Source organism: Microvirga sp. 2YAF29 (genome assembly GCF_052114605.1).
Taxonomy (GTDB): domain Bacteria; phylum Pseudomonadota; class Alphaproteobacteria; order Rhizobiales; family Beijerinckiaceae; genus Microvirga.
The window spans coordinates 26,154-46,998 of sequence record NZ_JBFRFB010000023.1 but is presented as its reverse complement, the minus strand read 5'-3'; the positions used below and the strand labels follow the sequence as shown (position 1 = coordinate 46,998).

Here is a 20,845-nt window from a genome sequence, read left to right as displayed (position 1 = left end):
AAGGCACCGAGATGGTGATGCCGGGCGACAACATCACGATGGAAGTCACCCTGATCGCGCCGATCGCCATGGAAGAGAAGCTGCGCTTCGCTATCCGTGAAGGCGGCCGTACCGTCGGCGCCGGCGTCGTCGCCGCCGTGATGGATTAAAATAAACCCAGGCGGCGGCCTTAAAGCCGCCGCCTGTTGGCCCGCTCGCAGGAGTGTAGCTCAACTGGTAGAGCACCGGTCTCCAAAACCGGGGGTTGGGGGTTCGAGCCCCTCCACTCCTGCCGGCGGGTCGACAAAGTGGACGTTTTCGATTATGAGGCGTCCACAAGATGATTTGAATAGGTGGCGCGAGGCTTAAGAAAACGGCCTCGCGCCCCTTCAATTTGGGCTCAAGCGTACCCTTAGAGGACGTTCGCAGTCGCTGTTAAGCGCCTGTGAATGCAAGCAAAAATGGCGAAGACGAACCCGTTAGATTTCATACAGCAGGTCCGCTCGGAAGCCGCGAAGGTGACCTGGCCGACGCGCAAGGAGACGATGATCACGACCGCGATGGTGTTCGTGATGGTCGTCGTGGCGAGCATCTTCTTCCTGGTCGTCGATCAGGTTCTCGGCTGGGGCGTCCGCTCCGTGCTTCTCGGTTTTGGCGGTTAAGAGGCGTAAGCAATGACGAAGCGTTGGTACATCGTCCACGCCTACTCGAACTTCGAGAACAAGGTGGCCCAGTCGATCAAGGATCAGGCGGCTCAGCGCGGCCTTGAAGACAAGTTCGAAGAGGTCATGGTCCCGACCGAGAAGGTCGTCGAAGTGCGCCGCGGCCGCAAGGTCGACACAGAGCGCAAGTTCTTCCCCGGCTATGTCCTGGTGAAGTGCGACCTGACCGACGAGGTTTACCACCTCATCAAGAATACGCCGAAGGTGACGGGCTTCCTGGGCGCCGACAAGGCCAAGCCGGTTCCGATTCCGGACCGCGAAGCCGAGCGCATCAAAGGGCAGGTGGCCGAGGGTGTCGATCATCCCAAGCCCTCCATCAGCTTCGAAATCGGCGAGCAGGTTCGCGTCTCCGACGGCCCGTTCGCTTCCTTCAATGGCGTTGTCGAGGAAGTCGACGAAGCCCGGGCCCGCCTCAAGGTGGCGGTGTCCATCTTCGGCCGCGCTACGCCGGTCGAACTCGAATACGCTCAGGTCGAAAAGGTCTGAGCTGTCTGAGGGCGGCGGGTTGAACGCCGCTTTCATGGCCTCTTTGGAGGCTTTCATCCGTGGGAGGTCTGCCCGGTTGCCATCCGGGAGAAGCAGGCTGCACCACGATCTGCAACTGCCATTCCGTTCGGTTGGCGCCGGGCGGATGGTCCATTAGGAGCAGTCCTATGGCAAAGAAAATTGCGGGCTACGTTAAGCTTCAAGTTCCCGCCGGCGCGGCCAACCCGTCCCCGCCGATCGGTCCTGCGCTGGGTCAGCGCGGCCTGAACATCATGGAATTCTGCAAGGCCTTCAACGCGAAGACCGCACAGATGGAGAAGGGCACCCCGATCCCGGTGATCATCACCGCCTATCAGGATCGTTCCTTCACCTTCGAGATGAAGCAGCCCCCGGTCTCCTTCTTCCTCAAGAAGGCCGCCAACCTGAAGCTCGGCAAGAAGCCCGCTTCCGGCTCGAAGACCCCTGGTAAGGGCGCTCCTGCCGGCAGCATCACCGAAGCTCAGCTTCGCGATATCGCCGAGAAGAAGATGGTCGACCTGAACTGCGATTCACTCGACTCCGCCGTGAGCATGATCCGTGGCTCCGCTCGGGCCATGGGCCTTGAGATCGTCGGCTAAGGGAGGGCACGATGGCTAATGAAGGTAAGCGCATCCGTTCCGCCCGCGAGGGCATCGATGCCAACAAGCTGTACGCGATCAGCGATGCAGTGAAGATGATCAAGGACCGCGCCAAGGCGAAGTTCGACGAGACCATCGAGGTCTCGATGAACCTGGGCGTCGATCCCCGTCACGCCGACCAGATGGTCCGCGGCGTCTGCAACCTGCCGAACGGCTCCGGCCGTACCGTGCGCGTTGCCGTGTTCGCCCGTGGCCCCAAGGCCGATGAGGCCAAGGCCGCCGGTGCCGACATCGTGGGTGCCGAGGAGCTCTTCGAGACCGTCAATGGCGGCACGATCGAGTTCGACCGCTGCATTGCGACCCCGGACATGATGGGCCTCGTCGGCCGTCTCGGTAAGGTTCTCGGCCCGCGCGGCCTGATGCCTAACCCGCGCGTCGGCACGGTCACCATGGACGTCAAGAGCGCCGTCGAAGCCGCCAAGGGCGGTGCAGTCGAGTTCCGCGTTGAGAAGGCTGGTATCGTCCACGCCGGTATCGGCAAGGCCTCGTTCGGCGAGGACAAGCTCGTGGAGAACATCAAGGCTTTCGCCGATGCCGTCTCCAAGGCAAAGCCCTCGGGCGCCAAGGGCACCTACATCCAGCGCATCGCGGTTTCGTCCACGATGGGCCCGGGTGTGAAGGTCGATCCCTCGTCCGTCCTAAACGGCTGATCGGTCCATCTCTACAAAGTTGGAAGAGCCCGGCCTCGCGCCGGGCTTTTCTGTTATACGCCGTTGAAGACGGTCTTCTCGCGCTATATTGTTTCGATAGGACTTTGGCATGCGCGAAATTCTCGACATAATCGACGCTATCGGCACAATCGGGCAGGGGGTGGCTGCTCTCGCCACCGTCGGTCTCATTCTCGCAGGCCGGCTGACCATACGCAGCTTCAGGAAACAGTCTTGGTGGCTCTGGCTCTAGGCCTAAGGTCGTGCCGAGACGGGCAGCCGCTCAAGCGAACTCGGCTCCGCAAGCCCGAAAAACCTGAAGAACCGGTAAAAAGCCTCTTGGCAATCGGCGGAAGAAGGCTTATTAGAACGCGTTGAGTTTCCAATATGTACGGAAGCTGCGCTTTTGCGCGGCTTCAGTTAGGAATCCATCCCGGAGACGGGATGGTGACAGGCCGGCGGGTCAGAGGGCAACCTTTGGCGCGTTCCGGCTATGTCCTGTCCGAGACTGCAGGCGCTGGCTTGGTCCAGCTTAATTCGAGAGGGCCTGCATAGACGGGGAAGCCGAGTTTCATGCCTGTTCAACGCAGGCAGCGAGTTTCGGTTCGAACCATCTCACCCTTTGTGCCGTCAGGCGCAGCAGGGGGACAGGGCTTGCGAGAGCGTCGTTCGGGCGCCTCGAGCGCAAGCTCGGGCCTTGAACGGCAGATGTAACCGGCGGATACGTTCCGCCTACCGGAGAGAGCCCAGTGGATAGAGCAGCAAAGCGCGAGCTCGTCTCGACTCTCGACGACGTGTTTAACACCACGAGCGTCGTTGTCGTCGCCCACTATGCTGGCCTTACGGTTGCCGACATGCAGAAGCTGCGCGCGCAGATGAAGCAGGCCGGCGCCACCGTTAAGGTCGCAAAAAACAGCCTCGCCAAAATCGCTCTCGAAGGCAAGGACGTCGCGTCCATCTCGGGCCTTATGAAAGGCCCGACCCTGATCGCTTATTCGAGCGATCCGGTCGCGGCGCCCAAGGTCGCTGTCGATTTCGCCAAGACTAACGACAAGCTCGTTATCCTTGGCGGTGCAATGGGCGCGACCGCCCTGAACGTGGACGGTGTGAAGTCGCTTGCGACCTTGCCGTCCCTCGACGAACTGCGCGGCAAGCTGGTCGGCCTTATCCAGGCTCCGGCTACGAAGATCGCTCAGCTCTCGACCGCGCCGGCTGCGAAGCTGGCTCGCGTTTTCGGGGCCTATGCCAAAACAGGCGAAGCGGCGTGAGGCCGTACCCTCAATCACTAACCCGTTCGAACTGAACTTAAGGATCTAAAAAATGGCTGATCTTGCCAAGCTCGTTGACGATCTGTCGTCGCTGACCGTTCTCGAGGCTGCTGAGCTCTCGAAGATGCTCGAAGAGAAGTGGGGCGTTTCCGCTGCCGCTGCTGTTGCCGTTGCTGCTGCTCCTGGCGCTGGCGCCGGTGCTGCTGCCGCTGAAGAGCAGACTGAGTTCACGGTCGTTCTCGCTTCGGCCGGCGACAAGAAGATCGAGGTCATCAAGGAAGTCCGTGGCATCACGGGCCTGGGCCTCAAGGAAGCTAAGGACCTCGTCGAAGGTGCGCCGAAGCCCGTTAAGGAAGGCGTTTCCAAGGACGAAGCCCAGAAGATCAAGGACACCCTCGAGAAGGTGGGTGCCAAGGTCGAGCTCAAGTAATTTTGCGGCCTTCCTGGCCGCAGGGTTACCCCGAGAAATCGGGGCTCAAAAACACACGGTCCCAGGCAGTTTTGCTTGGGGCCGTTGTGTCGTCAAAGATGCAGGGCTCTTCGGCGGCATTCACAAGGGCTCTTAAGCGAGCCCGGATTGGTTCGAAAAACCGGCTCTCCGCCGGGCGGCTAATCCAGGGTCCCGACAACCGGGGTTCTTGATTAGGTGTGTATGAGGAACGAGGTCCAGATGGCCAATACACTGATCGGCCGGAAGCGCATTCGCAAGTTCTTCGGCAAAATCAAGGAAGTGGCGGAAATGCCGAACCTCATTGAGGTTCAGAAGGCATCCTACGACCAGTTCCTGATGGTCGACGAGCCAAAGGGCGGCCGGTCGGAAGAAGGCTTGCAAGCCGTCTTCAAATCGGTTTTTCCGATTTCGGACTTTTCAAATACTGCATTGCTCGAGTTCGTGAAGTACACGTTCGAGCCCCCGAAATACGATGTGGACGAGTGCCGCCAGCGCGGCATGACTTTCGCTGCGCCTCTCAAAGTGACGCTGCGCCTCATCGTGTTCGATGTGGACCCGGATACCGGTGCCAAGTCCGTTAAGGACATCAAGGAGCAGGACGTCTACATGGGCGACATGCCGCTCATGACGGACAACGGCACCTTCATCGTCAACGGCACCGAGCGCGTCATCGTCTCGCAGATGCACCGTTCGCCGGGCGTGTTCTTCGACCACGACAAGGGCAAGACGCACTCTTCCGGCAAGCTGCTGTTTGCTGCCCGCATCATCCCGTATCGCGGCTCCTGGCTCGACATTGAGTTCGACGCCAAGGACATCGTGTATGCCCGTATCGACCGCAAGCGTAAGCTGCCGGTCACGGCGCTGCTCTACGCGCTGGGCCTCGACGGCGAGGAAATTCTCAACACCTTCTACAACCGCATCATTTATAAGCGGGACAAGAAGGACGGCTGGACCGTTCCCTTCGATGCGGAGCGCATGAAGGGCTTCAAGGCTTCCGTCGATCTCATCGACGCGAAGACCGGCGAAGTCGTGCTCGAGGCCGGCAAGAAGCTGACCGTGCGCACCGCTCGTCAGCTTGCCGAGAAGGGCCTCAAGAACCTGCGCGCCACGGACGAGGATCTGTACGGCCAGTATATCGGCGAGGATCTCGTGAACCCGAAGACGGGTGAGGTCTATGCCGAGGCCGGTGACGAGATCAGCGAAAAGCTGCTGAAGGGTCTCGACGATGCCGGTTTCACCGAGATCCCGGTTCTCGACATCGACCACGTGACGGTCGGCCCCTACATCCGCAATACCCTGGCCGTGGACAAGGCTTCCTCCCGCGAGGACGCCCTGTTCGACATCTACCGCGTCATGCGTCCGGGTGAGCCGCCGATCCTCGATACGGCGGAAGCGATGTTCAACTCGCTGTTCTTCGATGCCGAGCGCTACGATCTCTCGGCCGTTGGCCGCGTGAAGATGAACATGCGCCTCGACCTCGACGCCGAGGACACCGTGCGTACGCTGCGCCGCGAGGACATCCTCGCCGTGGCGAAGGCGCTCGTTGACCTGCGCGACGGCAAGGGCGAGATCGACGACATCGACCACCTCGGCAACCGCCGTGTGCGTTCGGTCGGCGAGCTCATGGAGAACCAGTATCGCCTGGGTCTGCTGCGCATGGAACGCGCGATCAAGGAGCGCATGTCGTCGGTCGATATCGACACCGTCATGCCGCAGGACCTGATCAACGCGAAGCCTGCCGCCGCCGCCGTGCGCGAGTTCTTCGGCTCGTCGCAGCTGTCGCAGTTCATGGACCAGACCAACCCGCTCTCCGAGGTCACGCACAAGCGTCGTCTCTCGGCGCTTGGCCCGGGCGGTCTGACCCGCGAACGCGCCGGCTTCGAAGTCCGTGACGTGCACCCGACGCATTATGGCCGTATCTGCCCGATTGAGACGCCGGAAGGCCCGAATATCGGTCTGATCAACTCTCTGGCCACCTTCGCCCGCGTCAACAAGTACGGCTTCATCGAGACGCCGTTCCGCCGCGTGCGCGACAGCCGCGTGACGGATGAGGTCGTGTATCTGTCGGCCATGGAAGAGGCGAAGTACAACATCGCCCAGGCCAATGCCGCTCTCGACGACAAGGGTACGCTCACGGAAGAGCTCGTCATCTGCCGCCGCGCCGGTGACGTGATCGTGGCCGCTCCTGACCGCGTCGATCTCATGGAAGTGTCGCCGAAGCAGCTTGTTTCGGTTGCAGCCGCGCTCATCCCGTTCCTCGAGAACGACGACGCGAACCGCGCTCTCATGGGCTCGAACATGCAGCGTCAGGCTGTTCCTCTGGTTCAGGCGGATGCTCCGTTCGTCGGCACCGGTATGGAAGCGATCGTAGCCCGTGACTCGGGTGCAGCGATTGCAGCCCGCCGCACTGGCGTCGTAGACCAGGTGGACGCGACCCGTATCGTTATCCGCGCGACGGAGAACACGGATCCGACCCGTCCCGGCGTCGACATCTACCGCCTGCAGAAGTTCCAGCGCTCCAACCAGTCGACCTGCATCACGCAGAAGCCGCTGGTCCGCGCCGGCGACATGGTCCGCAAGGGCGACATCATCGCCGACGGCCCGTCGACGGAGTACGGCGAGCTGGCTCTCGGCCGCAACGTGCTCGTCGCGTTCATGCCGTGGAACGGCTACAACTTCGAAGATTCGATCCTGCTCTCCGAGCGGATTGTGAAGGAAGACGTCTTCACCTCGATCCATATCGAGGAATTCGAAGTGATGGCCCGCGACACGAAGCTGGGTCCTGAGGAAATCACGCGCGACATTCCGAACGTGTCGGAAGAGGCGCTGAAGAACCTCGACGAAGCCGGCATCGTCTATATCGGCGCCGAAGTTCACGCCGGTGACATTCTCGTCGGCAAGATCACGCCGAAGGGCGAAAGCCCGATGACGCCGGAAGAGAAGCTTCTGCGCGCCATCTTCGGTGAGAAGGCTTCGGACGTCCGCGATACCTCGCTGCGCGTGCCCCCAGGCGTGACCGGCACCATCGTGGAAGTTCGCGTCTTCAACCGTCACGGCGTCGACAAGGACGAGCGTGCGCAGGCCATCGAGCGCGAGGAAATCGAGCGTCTCGCCAAGGACCGCGACGACGAGCAGGCGATCCTGGACCGCAACACCTATGCGCGTCTGGCCGAGATCCTGAACGGTCGGAAGGGCGTGGCCGGGCCGAAGGGCTACAAGAAGGACGCTCCGATCAACCGCGAACTCCTCAATGAGTATCCGCGGTCGCAATGGTGGCAGTTCGCGGTCGAAGACGACGCTCTCATGACCGAGATGGAGGCCATGCAGAAGCAGTACGACGAGTCGAAGAAGCGCCTTGAACAGCGCTTCCTCGACAAGGTCGAGAAGCTTCAGCGCGGCGACGAGCTTCCGCCCGGCGTCATGAAGATGGTCAAGGTCTTCGTGGCCGTGAAGCGCAAGATCCAGCCCGGCGACAAGATGGCCGGCCGCCACGGCAACAAGGGTGTCGTGTCGCGCATCGTCCCGATCGAAGACATGCCGTTCCTCGAGGACGGCACGCATGCCGATATAGTGCTCAACCCGCTCGGCGTGCCGAGCCGCATGAATGTCGGTCAGATCCTCGAGACGCACCTTGGTTGGGCTGCGGCCGGTCTCGGCAAGCAGGTCGCTCAGGCGGTCGATGCGTACATGAAGTCCGGTCAGTCCAAGGGCCTGCGCGAGCAGCTGGTCTCGATCTACGGCAATCTGCCGGAAATCGAGCAGGCTTCAGACGAAGAGCTTGTGGAACTCGGCAACAAGCTGCGCCGCGGCGTTCCGTTCGCCACGCCCGTTTTCGACGGCGCGAAGGAGTCGGACATCGAGGCGATGCTGGCCAAGGCAGGCCTCGATCCGTCGGGTCAGGTCACGCTGTATGACGGCAAGACCGGCGAGTCTTTCGACCGCAAGGTGACTGTCGGCTACATCTACATGCTGAAGCTGCACCACCTCGTGGACGACAAGATCCACGCCCGCTCCATCGGCCCCTACAGCCTCGTTACCCAGCAGCCGCTGGGCGGCAAGGCCCAGTTCGGCGGTCAGCGCTTCGGCGAAATGGAGGTCTGGGCGCTCGAGGCTTACGGCGCTGCGTACACCCTTCAGGAAATGCTCACGGTCAAGTCGGACGACGTGGCCGGCCGTACGAAGGTCTACGAAGCCATCGTTCGTGGCGACGACACCTTCGAGTCGGGCATTCCGGAGAGCTTCAACGTTCTCGTGAAGGAAATGCGCTCGCTCGGTCTGAATGTGGAGCTGACGAACTCCAAGAAGGCTGCCAACGAAGCGGAGCAGTTGCCTCCGTCCGAGGCAGCCGAGTAAGCGCCAAGGCGCTGATGAATTCGACGTTCGGCCGCGACATTGATGTCGCGGCCTCATGCAATTGCCGGCGAGGGTGCTTATCTAGCGCCCTCCAGCCCAGGAGACGGCGATGAATCAAGAGGTCATGAATCTCTTCAACCAGACGGCCCAGCCGCAAAGCTTCGATCAGATCAAGATCTCGATCGCGAGCCCTGAGAAGATTCTGTCCTGGTCCTACGGCGAGATCAAAAAGCCGGAGACCATCAATTACCGCACGTTCAAGCCCGAGCGCGATGGCTTGTTCTGCGCTCGCATCTTCGGACCCATCAAGGATTACGAGTGCTTGTGCGGCAAGTATAAGCGCATGAAGTACAAGGGCGTGATCTGCGAAAAGTGCGGCGTCGAGGTGACGCTCGCGCGTGTTCGCCGTGACCGCATGGGCCATATCGAGCTTGCAGCGCCTGTCGCGCATATCTGGTTCCTCAAGTCCCTGCCGAGCCGCATCGGTCTGCTGCTCGACATGACGCTGAAGGATCTGGAGCGCATCCTCTATTTCGAGTCCTACATCGTCGTCGATGCCGGCCTGTCGCCCCTCAAGGATCGTCAGCTGCTGACCGAAGACGAGTACATCCGTGCTCAGGACGAGTTCGGCGAGGACAGCTTCACCGCCATGATCGGCGCGGAAGCCATCCGCCGCATCCTGAACGAGCTCGATCTCGAGAAGACAGCCCAGGAGATCCGCGAGGAAATCGCGGTCACCACGTCCGAGCTGAAGCCCAAGAAGCTCATGAAGCGCCTCAAGATCATCGAGGCCTTCGTCCAGTCGGGCAACAAGCCCGAGTGGATGATCATGACCGTCGTTCCGGTGATCCCGCCGGATCTGCGTCCGCTCGTGCCGCTCGACGGCGGCCGCTTCGCGACCTCGGATCTGAACGATCTGTACCGCCGCGTCATCAACCGCAACAACCGCCTGAAGCGGCTCATGGAGCTGCGCGCTCCGGACATCATCGTCCGCAACGAGAAGCGCATGCTGCAGGAGGCGGTCGACGCCCTGTTCGACAACGGCCGCCGCGGCCGCGTCATCACCGGCGCCAACAAGCGTCCGCTGAAGTCGCTCGCCGACATGCTGAAGGGCAAACAGGGCCGCTTCCGTCAGAACCTGCTCGGCAAGCGCGTCGATTATTCGGGCCGTTCGGTCATCGTGGTGGGGCCGGAGCTCAAGCTCCATCAGTGCGGCCTACCCAAGAAGATGGCTCTCGAGCTGTTCAAGCCGTTCATCTACGCCAAGCTCGACGCACGCGGCCTGTCCGCCACCGTCAAGCAGGCGAAGAAGCTCGTCGAGAAGGAAAAGCCCGAGGTTTGGGATATCCTGGACGAAGTCATCCGCGAGCATCCGGTGCTGCTCAACCGCGCACCGACGCTCCACCGCCTCGGCATTCAGGCCTTCGAACCCACCCTGATCGAGGGCAAGGCGATCCAGCTGCATCCGCTCGTCTGCGCCGCGTTCAACGCGGACTTCGACGGTGACCAGATGGCCGTCCACGTGCCGCTCTCGCTCGAGGCGCAACTCGAAGCCCGCGTGCTGATGATGTCCACCAACAACATCCTGCACCCGGCCAACGGTCAGCCGATCATCGTGCCGTCGCAGGACATCGTTCTGGGCCTCTACTATCTGTCCATCCTCTCTGAAGGTCAGCCCGGTCAGGGCAAGGCCTTCTCCGACATGGGCGAGATCGAGCATGCCCTGAACGAGAAGGTGATCACGCTCCACTCCAAGATCCGCTATCGCTGGGAAGGTCTCGACGAGGACGGCAAGCCCGTCTCCAAGATCTACGAGACCACCGCCGGCCGCGTGATGCTCTCGCGCCTCCTGCCCAAGCACCCGCTGCTTCCCTACGACGTCGTGAACAAGCTCATGACGAAGAAGGAAATCTCGGGAATGATCGACGCCGTCTACCGCCATTGCGGTCAGAAGGAATCAGTGATCTTCTGCGATCGCATCATGGGCCTCGGCTTCTACAATGCGTTCCGAGCCGGCATCTCGTTCGGCAAGGACGACATGGTGATCCCGGAGAACAAGTGGGAAATCGTCGAGGAGACTCGTGCTCTCGCGAAGGATTACGAGCAGCAGTACCAGGACGGCCTCATCACCCAGGGTGAGAAGTACAACAAGGTCGTCGACGCCTGGGCGAAGTGCTCGGACCGTCTCGCCGGTGAGATGATGAACCGCATTTCCGCGGTTCAGAAGGACGATCAGGGCCGCGATAAGCAGGTCAACTCGATCTACATGATGTCCCACTCGGGCGCTCGTGGTTCGCCGGCCCAGATGAAGCAGCTCGCTGCCATGCGCGGCCTCATGGCCAAGCCGTCGGGCGAGATCATCGAGACGCCGATCATCTCGAACTTCAAGGAAGGCCTCGACGTTCTCGAGTACTTCAACTCGACCCACGGCGCCCGTAAGGGTCTGGCCGACACCGCGCTCAAGACCGCGAACTCGGGTTACCTGACCCGCCGTCTCGTGGACGTGGCGCAGGATGCGGTCATCCGTGAGACGGATTGCGGCACCGAGAAGGGCATCAAGATGCGCGCCATCATCGACGCTGGCCAAGTGGTCGCGTCGCTGGCTTCGCGTATCCTGGGTCGCTCCACGGCCGAGGATCTGTTCGCTCAGGACGGTACCGTCATCGTTCCGAAGGGCACGATGATCGAGGAGCATCACCTCGAGTCCATCGGCGCTGCCGGCATTCAGGAAGTAAAGATCCGTTCCGTGCTCGTCTGCGAGTCCAAGAACGGCGTCTGCGCCACCTGCTACGGCCGCGACCTGGCTCGCGGTACGCCGGTCAATCACGGCGAGGCTGTCGGCGTCATCGCCGCTCAGTCCATCGGTGAGCCGGGCACCCAGCTCACCATGCGTACCTTCCACATCGGTGGTGCGGCGCAGATTGCTGACTCGTCCTTCTTCGAGTCGAGCTTCGAAGGCACGATCGGCTTCCGCAACAAGAACATTGCGCGCAACTCCGATGGCGATCTCGTCGTCATGGGCCGCAACGTGGCTGTTGTGATCAACGGTCCGGACGGCGCCGAGCGTGCGGTTCACCGCCTGCAATACGGCTCCCGCCTGAAAGTGGACGAGGGCGACACGATCAAGCGCGGCCAGCGGATCGCGGAGTGGGATCCTTACTCCCGCCCGATCCTGACCGAGGTCGACGGTATTGTCGGCTATGAGGACCTCGTGGACGGCGCATCGATGATCGAGTCCGTGGACGAGTCGACCGGCATCGCAAAGCGCGTGGTCATCGACTGGCGCGGCTCCGCCCGTACGGCGGATCTGCGTCCGGCGGTCATCATCGAGGGCAAGGGCGGCAAGATTGCCAAGCTGGCCCGTGGCGGTGACGCCCGTTACCTCCTGCCTGTGGACGCGATCCTCGCGGTCGATCCCGGCTCGAAGGTGAAGGCTGGTGACGTGCTCGTCCGTGTTTCGACGGAAAGCGCCAAGACCCGCGACATCACGGGCGGTCTGCCGCGCGTGGCGGAGCTGTTCGAGGCCCGTCGCCCGAAGGATGCGGCCATCATCGCGGAGAAGTCTGGCACGATCCAGTTCGGGCGCGATTACAAGAGCAAGCGCCGCCTGACGCTGAACCCGCACGATGGTTCGGAGCCGGTGGAGTACCTGATCCCGAAGGGCAAGCACATCCACTTGCAGGACGGCGACGTGGTCGAAATCGGCGACTTCATCGTGGACGGCAACCCGGCCCCGCACGACATTCTTGCGGTCAAGGGCGTCGAGGAGCTGGCAGCCTATCTCGTGAACGAGATCCAGGAGGTCTATCGCCTCCAGGGCGTGCTCATCAACGACAAGCACATCGAGGTGATCGTTCGCCAGATGCTGCAGAAGGTTGAGATCACCGAGGGTAACGACAGCGAGTACCTCAACGGCGAGCAGGTCGACCGTCTCGAGTTCGAGGAAGTCAACGAGCGTCTCGTGTCCGAGAAGAAGAAACCCGCCGAAGGCGTGCCGGTTCTGCTCGGTATCACCAAGGCCTCGCTGCAGACCCGCTCCTTCATCTCGGCGGCGTCCTTCCAGGAGACCACCCGCGTCCTCACCGAGGCGGCGGTCAACGGCAAGGTCGACACCCTCGAGGGCCTCAAGGAGAACGTCATCGTCGGCAGCCTCATCCCGGCCGGTACGGGTGCCATGACCGCTCAGGTCAAGGCAGTCGCCACCCACCGCGACGAGCTGATCCTCCAGCAGAAGCGCTCGGAGTCGGCCGCTCAGGTCAGCGAGCTGCCTCCGGCAGCCGAGTAAGCTGCAACGCTGTACTCAAGAATAGAAAAGGCCGCCTCCGGGCGGCCTTTTCCGTTTCAGGCTTCTTTTCTGTCAGGCTTGGGCCGCGGGAGGCCCGATCCAGGCAAGACCGAACTTGGCGAGCCATAGAAGAGAGCGGATGACGCGCCTGGACTCTTCTTGCGGACGCCCGGCCAGAATGCTCTTGACCGCTGTGGCCTCAGTGCCAAGGCCGAGCCAAAGTGCCGTCAGGAAATCCGAGTCGATACCGGCCGCCGTATCGACAAGAAGCATCTTCAGTTGAAGCCGCTCCTTTACTTCATCGAGGTCGATGTCAGGTTCCCGGCGAGCCTGATGATCGACGGAGATAATAGAGGAGGGGAAGCTGGCGAAGAGATCGTAAGGATCAGGCCGAGCTGGTCGGTAGGTTAAGGCTGTGCTGGCAGCCGGCGAGAGGGCCTCTTCCTGCCTGATGCGGCCGAGCTGATCCCAGAGGTTCTCATAAGCGCGGACGATCACCTTCCAGTCATAGACCTTGCGCGCCCGAGCCGCGCCATTAGCGCCAAGCCTGCGGCGCAAATCCGGATCGGAGGCCAGCTTGTCGATGGCGTCAGCGGCTGCTCCGACATCTACTGCAACGCCAAGGGAAGCCTGGCCGATATAGACATCGTAACTATCGATCTCCATGGCGTAACGGACCGCGAGATCCACGCCGGCGCCCGCCGGGGCTGCCAAGGTCGGCACCGTAAAGCCGTCCACCCCGTTCCGTACGGTGTCCTTGTAGCCGTCCCAATCCGTCACGACCACAGGGAGGCCTGCGGCCATAGCTTCAATGGGGGTTAGGCCGAAGGTTTCCTGGATATTGTCCGAGAGGGAGCAGAATATATCGGCGGCGGCCCAAGCCTTGGTGCGCTCTTCCTGCTGGCGCCCATCGAGCACGATGGAGCGGATCGAAGGGCAAAGCTTCGCTCTCGCCGCCTCAAACGCCTTCGCAATAAGGTCGTTGGCCACCCAGCCGCATTCCACGAGAACCAAGCGGTGCTTTTTGGCCAAGCGCTCCAGGGCAAGATACATGGGAGCCGGGTTGGCTTTCGCATGGAAGGACAGTCTCCCGAGGAAGAGAACCACCACCTCGTCCGCTGCAAGCCCGAGTGCAGCCCGAGCCTTATCTCGATGAGAGGCATATCCGTTTTGCGCGTTGCAATCGACGCCAAGCGGAATCACCGGAAGCTGGGGCGTGATGAACTTGGTCGCGCCGACTCGCTGCCTGAGATAGTCCGCCTGCCGCTCAAGAAGCTTGACGATGACGTTGCGTGACACGGTTGAGGTGCAGATGACCGCATCCCAAGGCTGAATCGGCAGAGTGAGCCATTCCGTAATCGCACTCATCATCCTGTCGGAGGAGAGGGTATGGTTCACACCGCATAAACTCCACGAGCGCGCACCGAACAGCTCACGGGTCCAGKCCTGCGAAGCACTGATCGTGGCGGGGGTAAAAAGGCAGCCGACCTTGGCAATACCCGCCTGCTGCGCACTAAGCATGACTCTTGGTTCCGCGGAAGGGTTCAAGTCTTTGACGAAATTACTGAATTCCTGCCCGGCAGCGGAATCGCGCACCAGGCCTGTAATCTGCGGATCGGCGGCGTGCCGGGCGAAAGCTGAAAGGAAGCCCAATCCGGCGAAATGCCGGCCCATGGGCTTGGCGTGACCCACATCAAAGGCTTCGCTCTCGTAATGAATGACTGCACTCGCCACGTCGAACCCTCTGAATTCGTATCGCTTGAATAATCTTGTATGGAGAGAGAATAGAACTATCTAACAGAACAGGGTAGCGATTTGGCGCAACAAGGCCCGCCCTTTACGCCTGATTAGTGAAACCTGTTGACTTTCCGCGACTCGGACGCTAGAGAGACCGGACTTTCCGGCTGGCCGTAGGTTTTAGCGAGTTGAAGCGCCTAGCTTCGACCCATGCTGCCTAAACGCTTCCGAACTCAACCTTGACTGACACTTGTCAGATTTAGGGCACGACCGCGGTGCCAAACATCGTGGTCCTCTGCAATCGCACCACGCCAAGGGCTTTTCCAAGCCAATGGCGTGGCTTCGTTTTGTGCAGCCGAATTAGGTCCGCAGAAACGAGGGATGCGGCGTTTAACCGTTGAACTCAAAGGCCACTTTGGTGGCTGGTGAAAGAGGGCACAGGATGCCAACGATTTCTCAGCTGATCCGCAAGCCGCGGACGGCGCAAAAGAGCCGGAATAAGGTTCCCGCGCTTGAGGCCTGCCCGCAGAAGCGTGGCGTGTGCACGCGCGTTTACACCACGACCCCGAAGAAGCCGAACTCGGCTCTCCGTAAGGTCGCCAAGGTTCGTCTGACCAATGGCTTCGAAGTCATCGGTTACATCCCCGGCGAAGGCCACAACCTTCAAGAGCACTCCGTGGTCATGATCCGCGGCGGCCGTGTGAAGGATCTTCCTGGTGTCCGCTACCACATTCTCCGTGGTGTGCTCGATACCCAGGGCGTCAAGAATCGTAAGCAGCGTCGTTCGAAGTACGGCGCGAAGCGGCCGAAGTAAGCCGTCAACACTCATTTTTAGGTCGGAGCTCGCTCATGTCCCGCCGCCATAGCGCCGAAAAGCGTGAGATCATCCCGGATCCGAAGTTCGGTGATATCGTCGTTACGAAGTTCATGAACTCCATCATGTACGACGGCAAGAAGTCCGCTGCCGAGAGCATCGTCTACGGTGCGTTCGACATCGTTGAAAACCGTGCCAAGTCCAACCCGCTTGAGGTCTTCAAGCAGGCCCTCGACAACGTCGCTCCGGCGATTGAGGTCCGTTCCCGCCGCGTCGGTGGTGCGACGTACCAGGTTCCGGTCGAAGTTCGTTCCGAGCGCCGTCAGGCTCTTGCGATCCGCTGGATCATCCAGGCCGCTCGCGGCCGTAACGACAAGACCATGATCGAGCGTCTCTCTGCTGAGCTGCTCGATGCCTCTAACAACCGCGGCAATGCCGTCAAGAAGCGCGAAGACACTCACCGGATGGCTGAAGCCAACCGTGCGTTCTCGCACTATCGCTGGTAACGGTAAGGAGCTTAGGCGATGCCCCGCACGCACGCGATTGAGGACTACCGTAATTTCGGCATCATGGCGCACATCGATGCCGGCAAGACGACGACGACTGAGCGCATCCTGTACTACACCGGTAAGTCCCACAAGATCGGTGAAGTGCACGAGGGTGCCGCCACCATGGACTGGATGGAGCAGGAGCAGGAGCGTGGCATCACGATCACGTCTGCTGCCACCACCTGTTTCTGGAACGACAAGCGTCTGAACATCATCGACACTCCCGGCCACGTCGACTTCACCATTGAAGTCGAGCGTTCGCTGCGCGTGCTCGACGGCGCCGTCTGCGTTCTCGACGGCAACCAGGGCGTCGAGCCCCAGACCGAGACCGTTTGGCGCCAGGCCGACAAGTACGACGTTCCGCGCGTCGTGTTCGTCAACAAGATGGACAAGACCGGCGCAAACTTCTTCAACTGCGTCGCGGACATCATCAAGCGCGTTGCCGGCAAGCCCGTCTGCCTTCAGCTCCCCATCGGCGCTGAGAGCGACTTCAAGGGCGTTATCGATCTGATCAAGATGAAGGCTCTCGTTTGGTCGGGCGAGGCGCTCGGCGCTTCCTTCGACGAAGTCGAGATCCCGGCCGATCTGAAGGACCAGGCTGTCGAGTATCGCGGCAAGCTCATCGAAGCTGCCGTCGAGATGGACGACGACGCCATGGTTGCCTACCTCGAAGGTCAGGAGCCCGATGAGGCGACCCTGCGCCGTCTGGTTCGCACCGCCGTGCAGCGCCGCGCGTTCCATCCGGTTCTCTGCGGTTCGGCGTTCAAGAACAAGGGCGTTCAGCCGCTTCTCGACGCGGTAGTGGACTTCCTGCCGTCGCCTGCCGACCGTGAAGCTATTCAGGGCATCGACTTCAAGACCGAAGAGCCGACGATCCGTCGGCCCAAGGACGACGAAGGCTTCTCCATGCTCGCCTTCAAGATCATGGACGATCCCTTCGTGGGCACCATCACCTTCTGCCGGGTCTACTCGGGCAAGGTGAATGCCGGCGAAACGCTGCTCAACTCGTCTCGCGACAAGAAAGAGCGCGTCGGCCGCATGCTTCTGATGCATGCGAACAACCGCGAAGACATCAAAGAGGCCTATGCAGGCGACATCGTCGCTCTCGCTGGCCTCAAGGAAGTCCGCACCGGCGACACGCTTTGCGATCCTGCCAAGCCCGTGATCCTCGAGCGCATGGAATTCCCGGAGCCGGTGATCGAAATCGCCATCGAGCCGAAGTCGAAGGCCGACCAGGAGAAGCTTGGTCTGGCTCTCTCGAAGCTCGCTGCCGAAGATCCGTCCTTCCGCGTTTCCACCGATCAGGAATCCGGTCAGACGATTCTGAAGGGCATGGGCGAACTGCACCTCGACATTAAGGTCGACATTCTTCGTCGTACCTACAAGGTCGATGCGAATGTCGGCGCTCCTCAGGTGGCCTACCGCGAAACGGTCACGAAGAAGACCGAGGTGGACTACACCCACAAGAAGCAGACCGGTGGTACGGGTCAGTTCGCTCGTGTGAAGCTGGTCGTCCAGCCGAACGAGACGGGTGCTGGCTTCTCCTTCGAGTCGAAGATCATCGGCGGTGCTGTTCCGAAGGAATACATCCCGGGCGTTGAAAAGGGTCTTGCCTCGGTCGTGGGTTCCGGCGTCGTTGCCGGCTTCCCGGTGGTCGATCTCAAGGTCGAGCTCATCGACGGCGCTTTCCACGAAGTCGACTCGTCCGCTCTGGCGTTCGAAATCGCTTCTCGCGCTGCTCTCCGTGAGGCCCTGCAGAAGGGTGGATCGGTTCTGCTCGAGCCGGTGATGAAGGTCGAAGTGACGACTCCTGAAGACTACACGGGTTCGGTCATTGGTGACCTTAACTCCCGTCGTGGCCAGATCCAGGGTCAGGACATGCGCGGCAACGCAGTGGTCATCAAATGGCGAAGGAAAAGTTTCAGCGGAATAAGCCGCACTGCAACATCGGAACGATTGGTCACGTTGACCATGGCAAGACGTCGCTGACGGCTGCGATCACGAAGGTTCTGGCGGAGGCTGGCGGCGCGACGTTTACGGCGTACGACCAGATCGACAAGGCACCGGAAGAGAAGGCGCGCGGCATCACGATCTCGACGGCTCACGTTGAGTACGAGACGGCGAACCGCCACTATGCGCACGTGGACTGCCCTGGGCACGCGGATTATGTGAAGAACATGATCACGGGTGCGGCGCAGATGGACGGCGCGATCCTGGTGGTGTCGTCGGCCGACGGCCCGATGCCGCAGACCCGCGAGCACATCCTTTTGGCGCGTCAGGTCGGCGTTCCGGCTCTGGTGGTGTTCATGAACAAGGTCGACATGGTCGACGACGCCGAGCTGCTCGACCTGGTCGAGCTCGAGGTGCGCGAGCTTCTGTCGAAGTACGACTTCCCCGGCGACGACATTCCGATCGTGAAGGGCTCGGCCCTGTGCGCTCTGGAAGACCGCTCCCCTGAGATCGGCCGCGAGGCTGTTCTCAAGCTGATGGAAGCGGTGGATGCCTACATCCCGCAGCCTGAGCGTCCGATTGACCTTCCGTTCCTGATGCCGATCGAGGACGTGTTCTCGATCTCGGGCCGCGGCACGGTGGTGACGGGCCGCGTCGAGCGCGGCATCGTGAAGGTCGGCGAGGAAGTTGAGATCGTGAAGGCACCGAGATGGTGATGCCGGGCGACAACATCACGATGGAAGTCACCCTGATCGCGCCGATCGCCATGGAAGAGAAGCTGCGCTTCGCTATCCGTGAAGGCGGCCGTACCGTCGGCGCCGGCGTCGTCGCCGCCGTGATGGATTAATTGTAGAGGATCAAAGGACAGCGGCCGGGTTACGGTCTGGCCGCTTCCCTTGTTGAATGGATAAGCCATGAACGGTCAAAACATTCGTATTCGCCTTAAGGCATTCGACCATCGGATCCTCGACGCTTCGACACGGGAAATCGTGTCGACCGCGAAGCGGACCGGCGCCCAGGTTCGCGGGCCTATCCCGCTGCCGACGCGCATCGAGCGCTTTACGGTGCTTCGCTCGCCGCACATCGACAAGAAGTCGCGCGAGCAGTTCGAGATGCGCACTCATAAGCGTGTTCTCGATATCGTGGACCCCACCCCGCAGACGGTTGACGCTCTTATGAAGCTCGATCTCGCTGCTGGTGTGGACGTGGAAATCAAGCTCTAAGCCGTTGGGCTTGGAGCTTTCGGTAGACACGCCGAGAGGATACGCACATGCGCTCAGGCGTCATTGCACAGAAACTCGGGATGACCCGCATCTTCACGGATGCCGGTGAACATATTCCCGTCACGGTTCTGAAGGTCGACAGCTGTCAGGTTGTTGCCCACCGGACCAAAGAAAAGAACGGCTACACCGCGCTGCAGGTCGGCGTCGGCAAGGCCAAGGTTAAGAACGTTTCGAAGGCCGAGCGTGGGCATTTTGCCGTCGCTCAGGTCGAGCCGAAGCGCAAGCTCGCGGAGTTCCGCGTTTCCGAGGATGCTGTCATCCCCGTGGGCGCCGAGATTACCGCTGATCACTTCATTGCCGGTCAGTTCGTGGACGTCACGGGCATCACCACCGGTAAGGGCTTCGCAGGCGGTATGAAGCGCTGGAACTTCGGCGGTCTTCGCGCCACTCACGGCGTGTCGGTCTCCCACCGTTCGATCGGTTCGACCGGTGGCCGCCAGGATCCGGGCAAAACGTTCAAGAATAAGAAGATGCCGGGTCACCTGGGCGTCGAGCGCGTCACCACGCAGAACCTGCGTGTCGTGTCGACCGATGTCGAGCGCGGTCTGATCCTCGTCGAAGGCGCCGTTCCTGGCGTTGCCGGCGGCTGGATCTTCGTCCGCGACGCGGTGAAGCGTAAGCTGCCGAAGGAAGTGCCGATGCCCGGCTCGTTCCGCTCGGCCAATGACGCTGCACCGGCCCCCCAGGCTGAGCAGGCCCAAGAGGAGAATGCGTGATGAAGCTTGATATCACCACGCTCGAGGGCAAGACCTCTGGTTCGGTCGATCTGAACGAGGCCATCTTCGGTCTCGAGCCGCGCGCCGACCTTCTCGCCCGTTGCGTCCGCTGGCAGCTCGCGAAGCGCCAGGCTGGCACGCACGCTGTGAAGAACCGTTCTGACATCGATCGTACGACGAAGAAGGTTTATAAGCAGAAGGGCACCGGTGGCGCCCGTCACGGCGCCGCGAGCGCTCCCCAGTTCCGGGGCGGCGGTCGTGCCTTCGGGCCGCAGGTCCGCAGCCATGCTCACGACCTTCCCAAGAAGGTTCGTGCTCTCGCTCTGAAGCACGCCCTCTCGTCCAAGGCAAAGGATGCCACGCTCATCGTGATCGACGACGTGACGCTCTCCGAGCCCAAGACGAAGGCCCTCGTCGAGCGCTTCGGCAAGCTCGGTCTCGGCAACGCCTTGATCATCGGCGGTGCTGAAATTGAGACGAACTTCCAGCGGGCTGCTCGCAACATCCCGAACATCGACGTCCTGCCGGTGCAGGGCATCAACGTCTATGACATCCTGCGTCGCGAGAAGCTCGTTCTCACGAAGGCGGCTGTCGATGCGCTGGAGGCGCGCTTCAAATGAGCCTGGACCCGCGCCATTACGATGTGATCGTAAGCCCGGTCATCACCGAGAAGGCTACGACCCTGTCCGAACAGAACAAGGTCGTCTTCAAGGTGCGCCCGGATGCGACGAAGCCGCAGATCAAGGAAGCGGTTGAGAAGCTGTTCGATGTCAAGGTGAAGAGCGTCAACACGCTCGTCACCAAAGGCAAAGTGAAGTTGTTCCGCGGCACCCGCGGCCAGCGGTCGGACGTGAAGAAGGCGGTTGTGACCCTCGAAGAGGGCCAAACCATCGACGTCACGACGGGCCTCTGATCGTTTGAGAGAGTGA

The 20,845-nt window shown here is 61.3% G+C and carries 16 protein-coding genes, 1 tRNA gene and 3 pseudogenes; 19 read left to right on the top strand and 1 reads right to left on the bottom strand.

The window, feature by feature from the left end; genetic code table 11:
* The 11 genes and pseudogenes from tuf to rpoC form a co-directional block, all read left to right on the top strand.
* A pseudogene (tuf, locus tag AB4Y85_RS18690) lies at positions 1-149 on the top strand (elongation factor Tu); the annotation flags it as partial.
* Between the two features lie 49 nt (positions 150-198).
* Positions 199-271, top strand: a tRNA-Trp gene (locus AB4Y85_RS18685).
* Positions 272-440: 169 nt separating this feature from the next.
* On the top strand, positions 441-641 hold the full coding sequence (gene secE / locus AB4Y85_RS18680) for a preprotein translocase subunit SecE (RefSeq protein WP_441986417.1): 201 nt from the start codon (positions 441-443) through the stop codon (positions 639-641).
* Between the two features lie 12 nt (positions 642-653).
* Positions 654-1,187: a transcription termination/antitermination protein NusG gene (nusG, locus tag AB4Y85_RS18675; RefSeq protein WP_441986416.1), complete on the top strand. Its 534-nt coding sequence runs from the start codon at positions 654-656 to the stop codon at positions 1,185-1,187.
* A gap of 167 nt (positions 1,188-1,354) precedes the next feature.
* Positions 1,355-1,804 (top strand): 50S ribosomal protein L11, encoded by a 450-nt coding sequence (rplK, locus tag AB4Y85_RS18670; RefSeq protein WP_441986415.1) that lies wholly within the window; start codon positions 1,355-1,357, stop codon positions 1,802-1,804.
* 11 nt (positions 1,805-1,815) lie between these two features.
* Positions 1,816-2,514 carry a 50S ribosomal protein L1 gene (gene rplA, locus AB4Y85_RS18665; RefSeq protein WP_441986414.1) on the top strand — a complete coding sequence of 233 codons (699 nt, stop codon included), beginning with the start codon at positions 1,816-1,818 and terminating at the stop codon, positions 2,512-2,514.
* A 109-nt stretch (positions 2,515-2,623) separates the two neighbouring features.
* Positions 2,624-2,764 (top strand): hypothetical protein, encoded by a 141-nt coding sequence (locus AB4Y85_RS18660; RefSeq protein ID WP_441986413.1) that lies wholly within the window; start codon positions 2,624-2,626, stop codon positions 2,762-2,764.
* Positions 2,765-3,260: 496 nt separating this feature from the next.
* Entirely contained in the window at positions 3,261-3,779 is a 519-nt protein-coding gene (gene rplJ, locus AB4Y85_RS18655; protein WP_441986412.1) for a 50S ribosomal protein L10, read from the top strand.
* A gap of 52 nt (positions 3,780-3,831) precedes the next feature.
* Positions 3,832-4,209 (top strand): 50S ribosomal protein L7/L12, encoded by a 378-nt coding sequence (rplL, locus tag AB4Y85_RS18650; protein ID WP_441986411.1) that lies wholly within the window; start codon positions 3,832-3,834, stop codon positions 4,207-4,209.
* A 240-nt stretch (positions 4,210-4,449) separates the two neighbouring features.
* A complete protein-coding gene (gene rpoB / locus AB4Y85_RS18645; RefSeq protein ID WP_441986410.1) occupies positions 4,450-8,583 on the top strand; it encodes a DNA-directed RNA polymerase subunit beta in 4,134 nt (1,377 codons plus the stop codon).
* Between the two features lie 109 nt (positions 8,584-8,692).
* On the top strand, positions 8,693-12,868 hold the full coding sequence (gene rpoC / locus AB4Y85_RS18640; protein WP_441986409.1) for a DNA-directed RNA polymerase subunit beta': 4,176 nt from the start codon (positions 8,693-8,695) through the stop codon (positions 12,866-12,868).
* A 72-nt stretch (positions 12,869-12,940) separates the two neighbouring features.
* On the opposite strand, the gene AB4Y85_RS18635 is transcribed toward rpoC, so the two are convergent.
* Complete coding sequence (locus tag AB4Y85_RS18635; protein WP_441986408.1) at positions 12,941-14,602, bottom strand: glycosyltransferase family 4 protein; 1,662 nt, start codon at positions 14,600-14,602, stop codon at positions 12,941-12,943.
* Between the two features lie 445 nt (positions 14,603-15,047).
* Between AB4Y85_RS18635 and rpsL the strand changes: the two genes are divergently transcribed.
* The 8 genes and pseudogenes from rpsL to AB4Y85_RS18595 all read left to right on the top strand — a co-directional run bounded on the left by rpsL (position 15,048) and on the right by AB4Y85_RS18595 (position 20,829).
* A complete protein-coding gene (gene rpsL / locus AB4Y85_RS18630; RefSeq protein WP_009764294.1) occupies positions 15,048-15,419 on the top strand; it encodes a 30S ribosomal protein S12 in 372 nt (123 codons plus the stop codon).
* A gap of 35 nt (positions 15,420-15,454) precedes the next feature.
* Complete coding sequence (gene rpsG / locus AB4Y85_RS18625; RefSeq protein ID WP_441986407.1) at positions 15,455-15,925, top strand: 30S ribosomal protein S7; 471 nt, start codon at positions 15,455-15,457, stop codon at positions 15,923-15,925.
* Positions 15,926-15,943: 18 nt separating this feature from the next.
* Positions 15,944-17,869, top strand: a pseudogene (gene fusA / locus AB4Y85_RS18620) (elongation factor G); the annotation flags it as partial.
* Between the two features lie 2 nt (positions 17,870-17,871).
* Positions 17,872-18,764: pseudogene (locus AB4Y85_RS18615) on the top strand (elongation factor Tu).
* 67 nt (positions 18,765-18,831) lie between these two features.
* Positions 18,832-19,140, top strand: coding sequence for a 30S ribosomal protein S10 (gene rpsJ, locus AB4Y85_RS18610; RefSeq protein ID WP_009764298.1), 309 nt, complete (start codon positions 18,832-18,834; stop codon positions 19,138-19,140).
* A gap of 47 nt (positions 19,141-19,187) precedes the next feature.
* Positions 19,188-19,916: a 50S ribosomal protein L3 gene (rplC, locus tag AB4Y85_RS18605; protein WP_441986406.1), complete on the top strand. Its 729-nt coding sequence runs from the start codon at positions 19,188-19,190 to the stop codon at positions 19,914-19,916.
* Positions 19,916-20,536 carry a 50S ribosomal protein L4 gene (rplD, locus tag AB4Y85_RS18600; protein WP_441986405.1) on the top strand — a complete coding sequence of 207 codons (621 nt, stop codon included), beginning with the start codon at positions 19,916-19,918 and terminating at the stop codon, positions 20,534-20,536. The genes rplC and rplD overlap by 1 nt, the downstream gene beginning before the upstream one ends.
* Positions 20,533-20,829 carry a 50S ribosomal protein L23 gene (locus AB4Y85_RS18595; protein ID WP_230533535.1) on the top strand — a complete coding sequence of 99 codons (297 nt, stop codon included), beginning with the start codon at positions 20,533-20,535 and terminating at the stop codon, positions 20,827-20,829. Before rplD ends, AB4Y85_RS18595 begins: the two co-directional genes overlap by 4 nt.
* Positions 20,830-20,845: the final 16 nt, after the last annotated feature.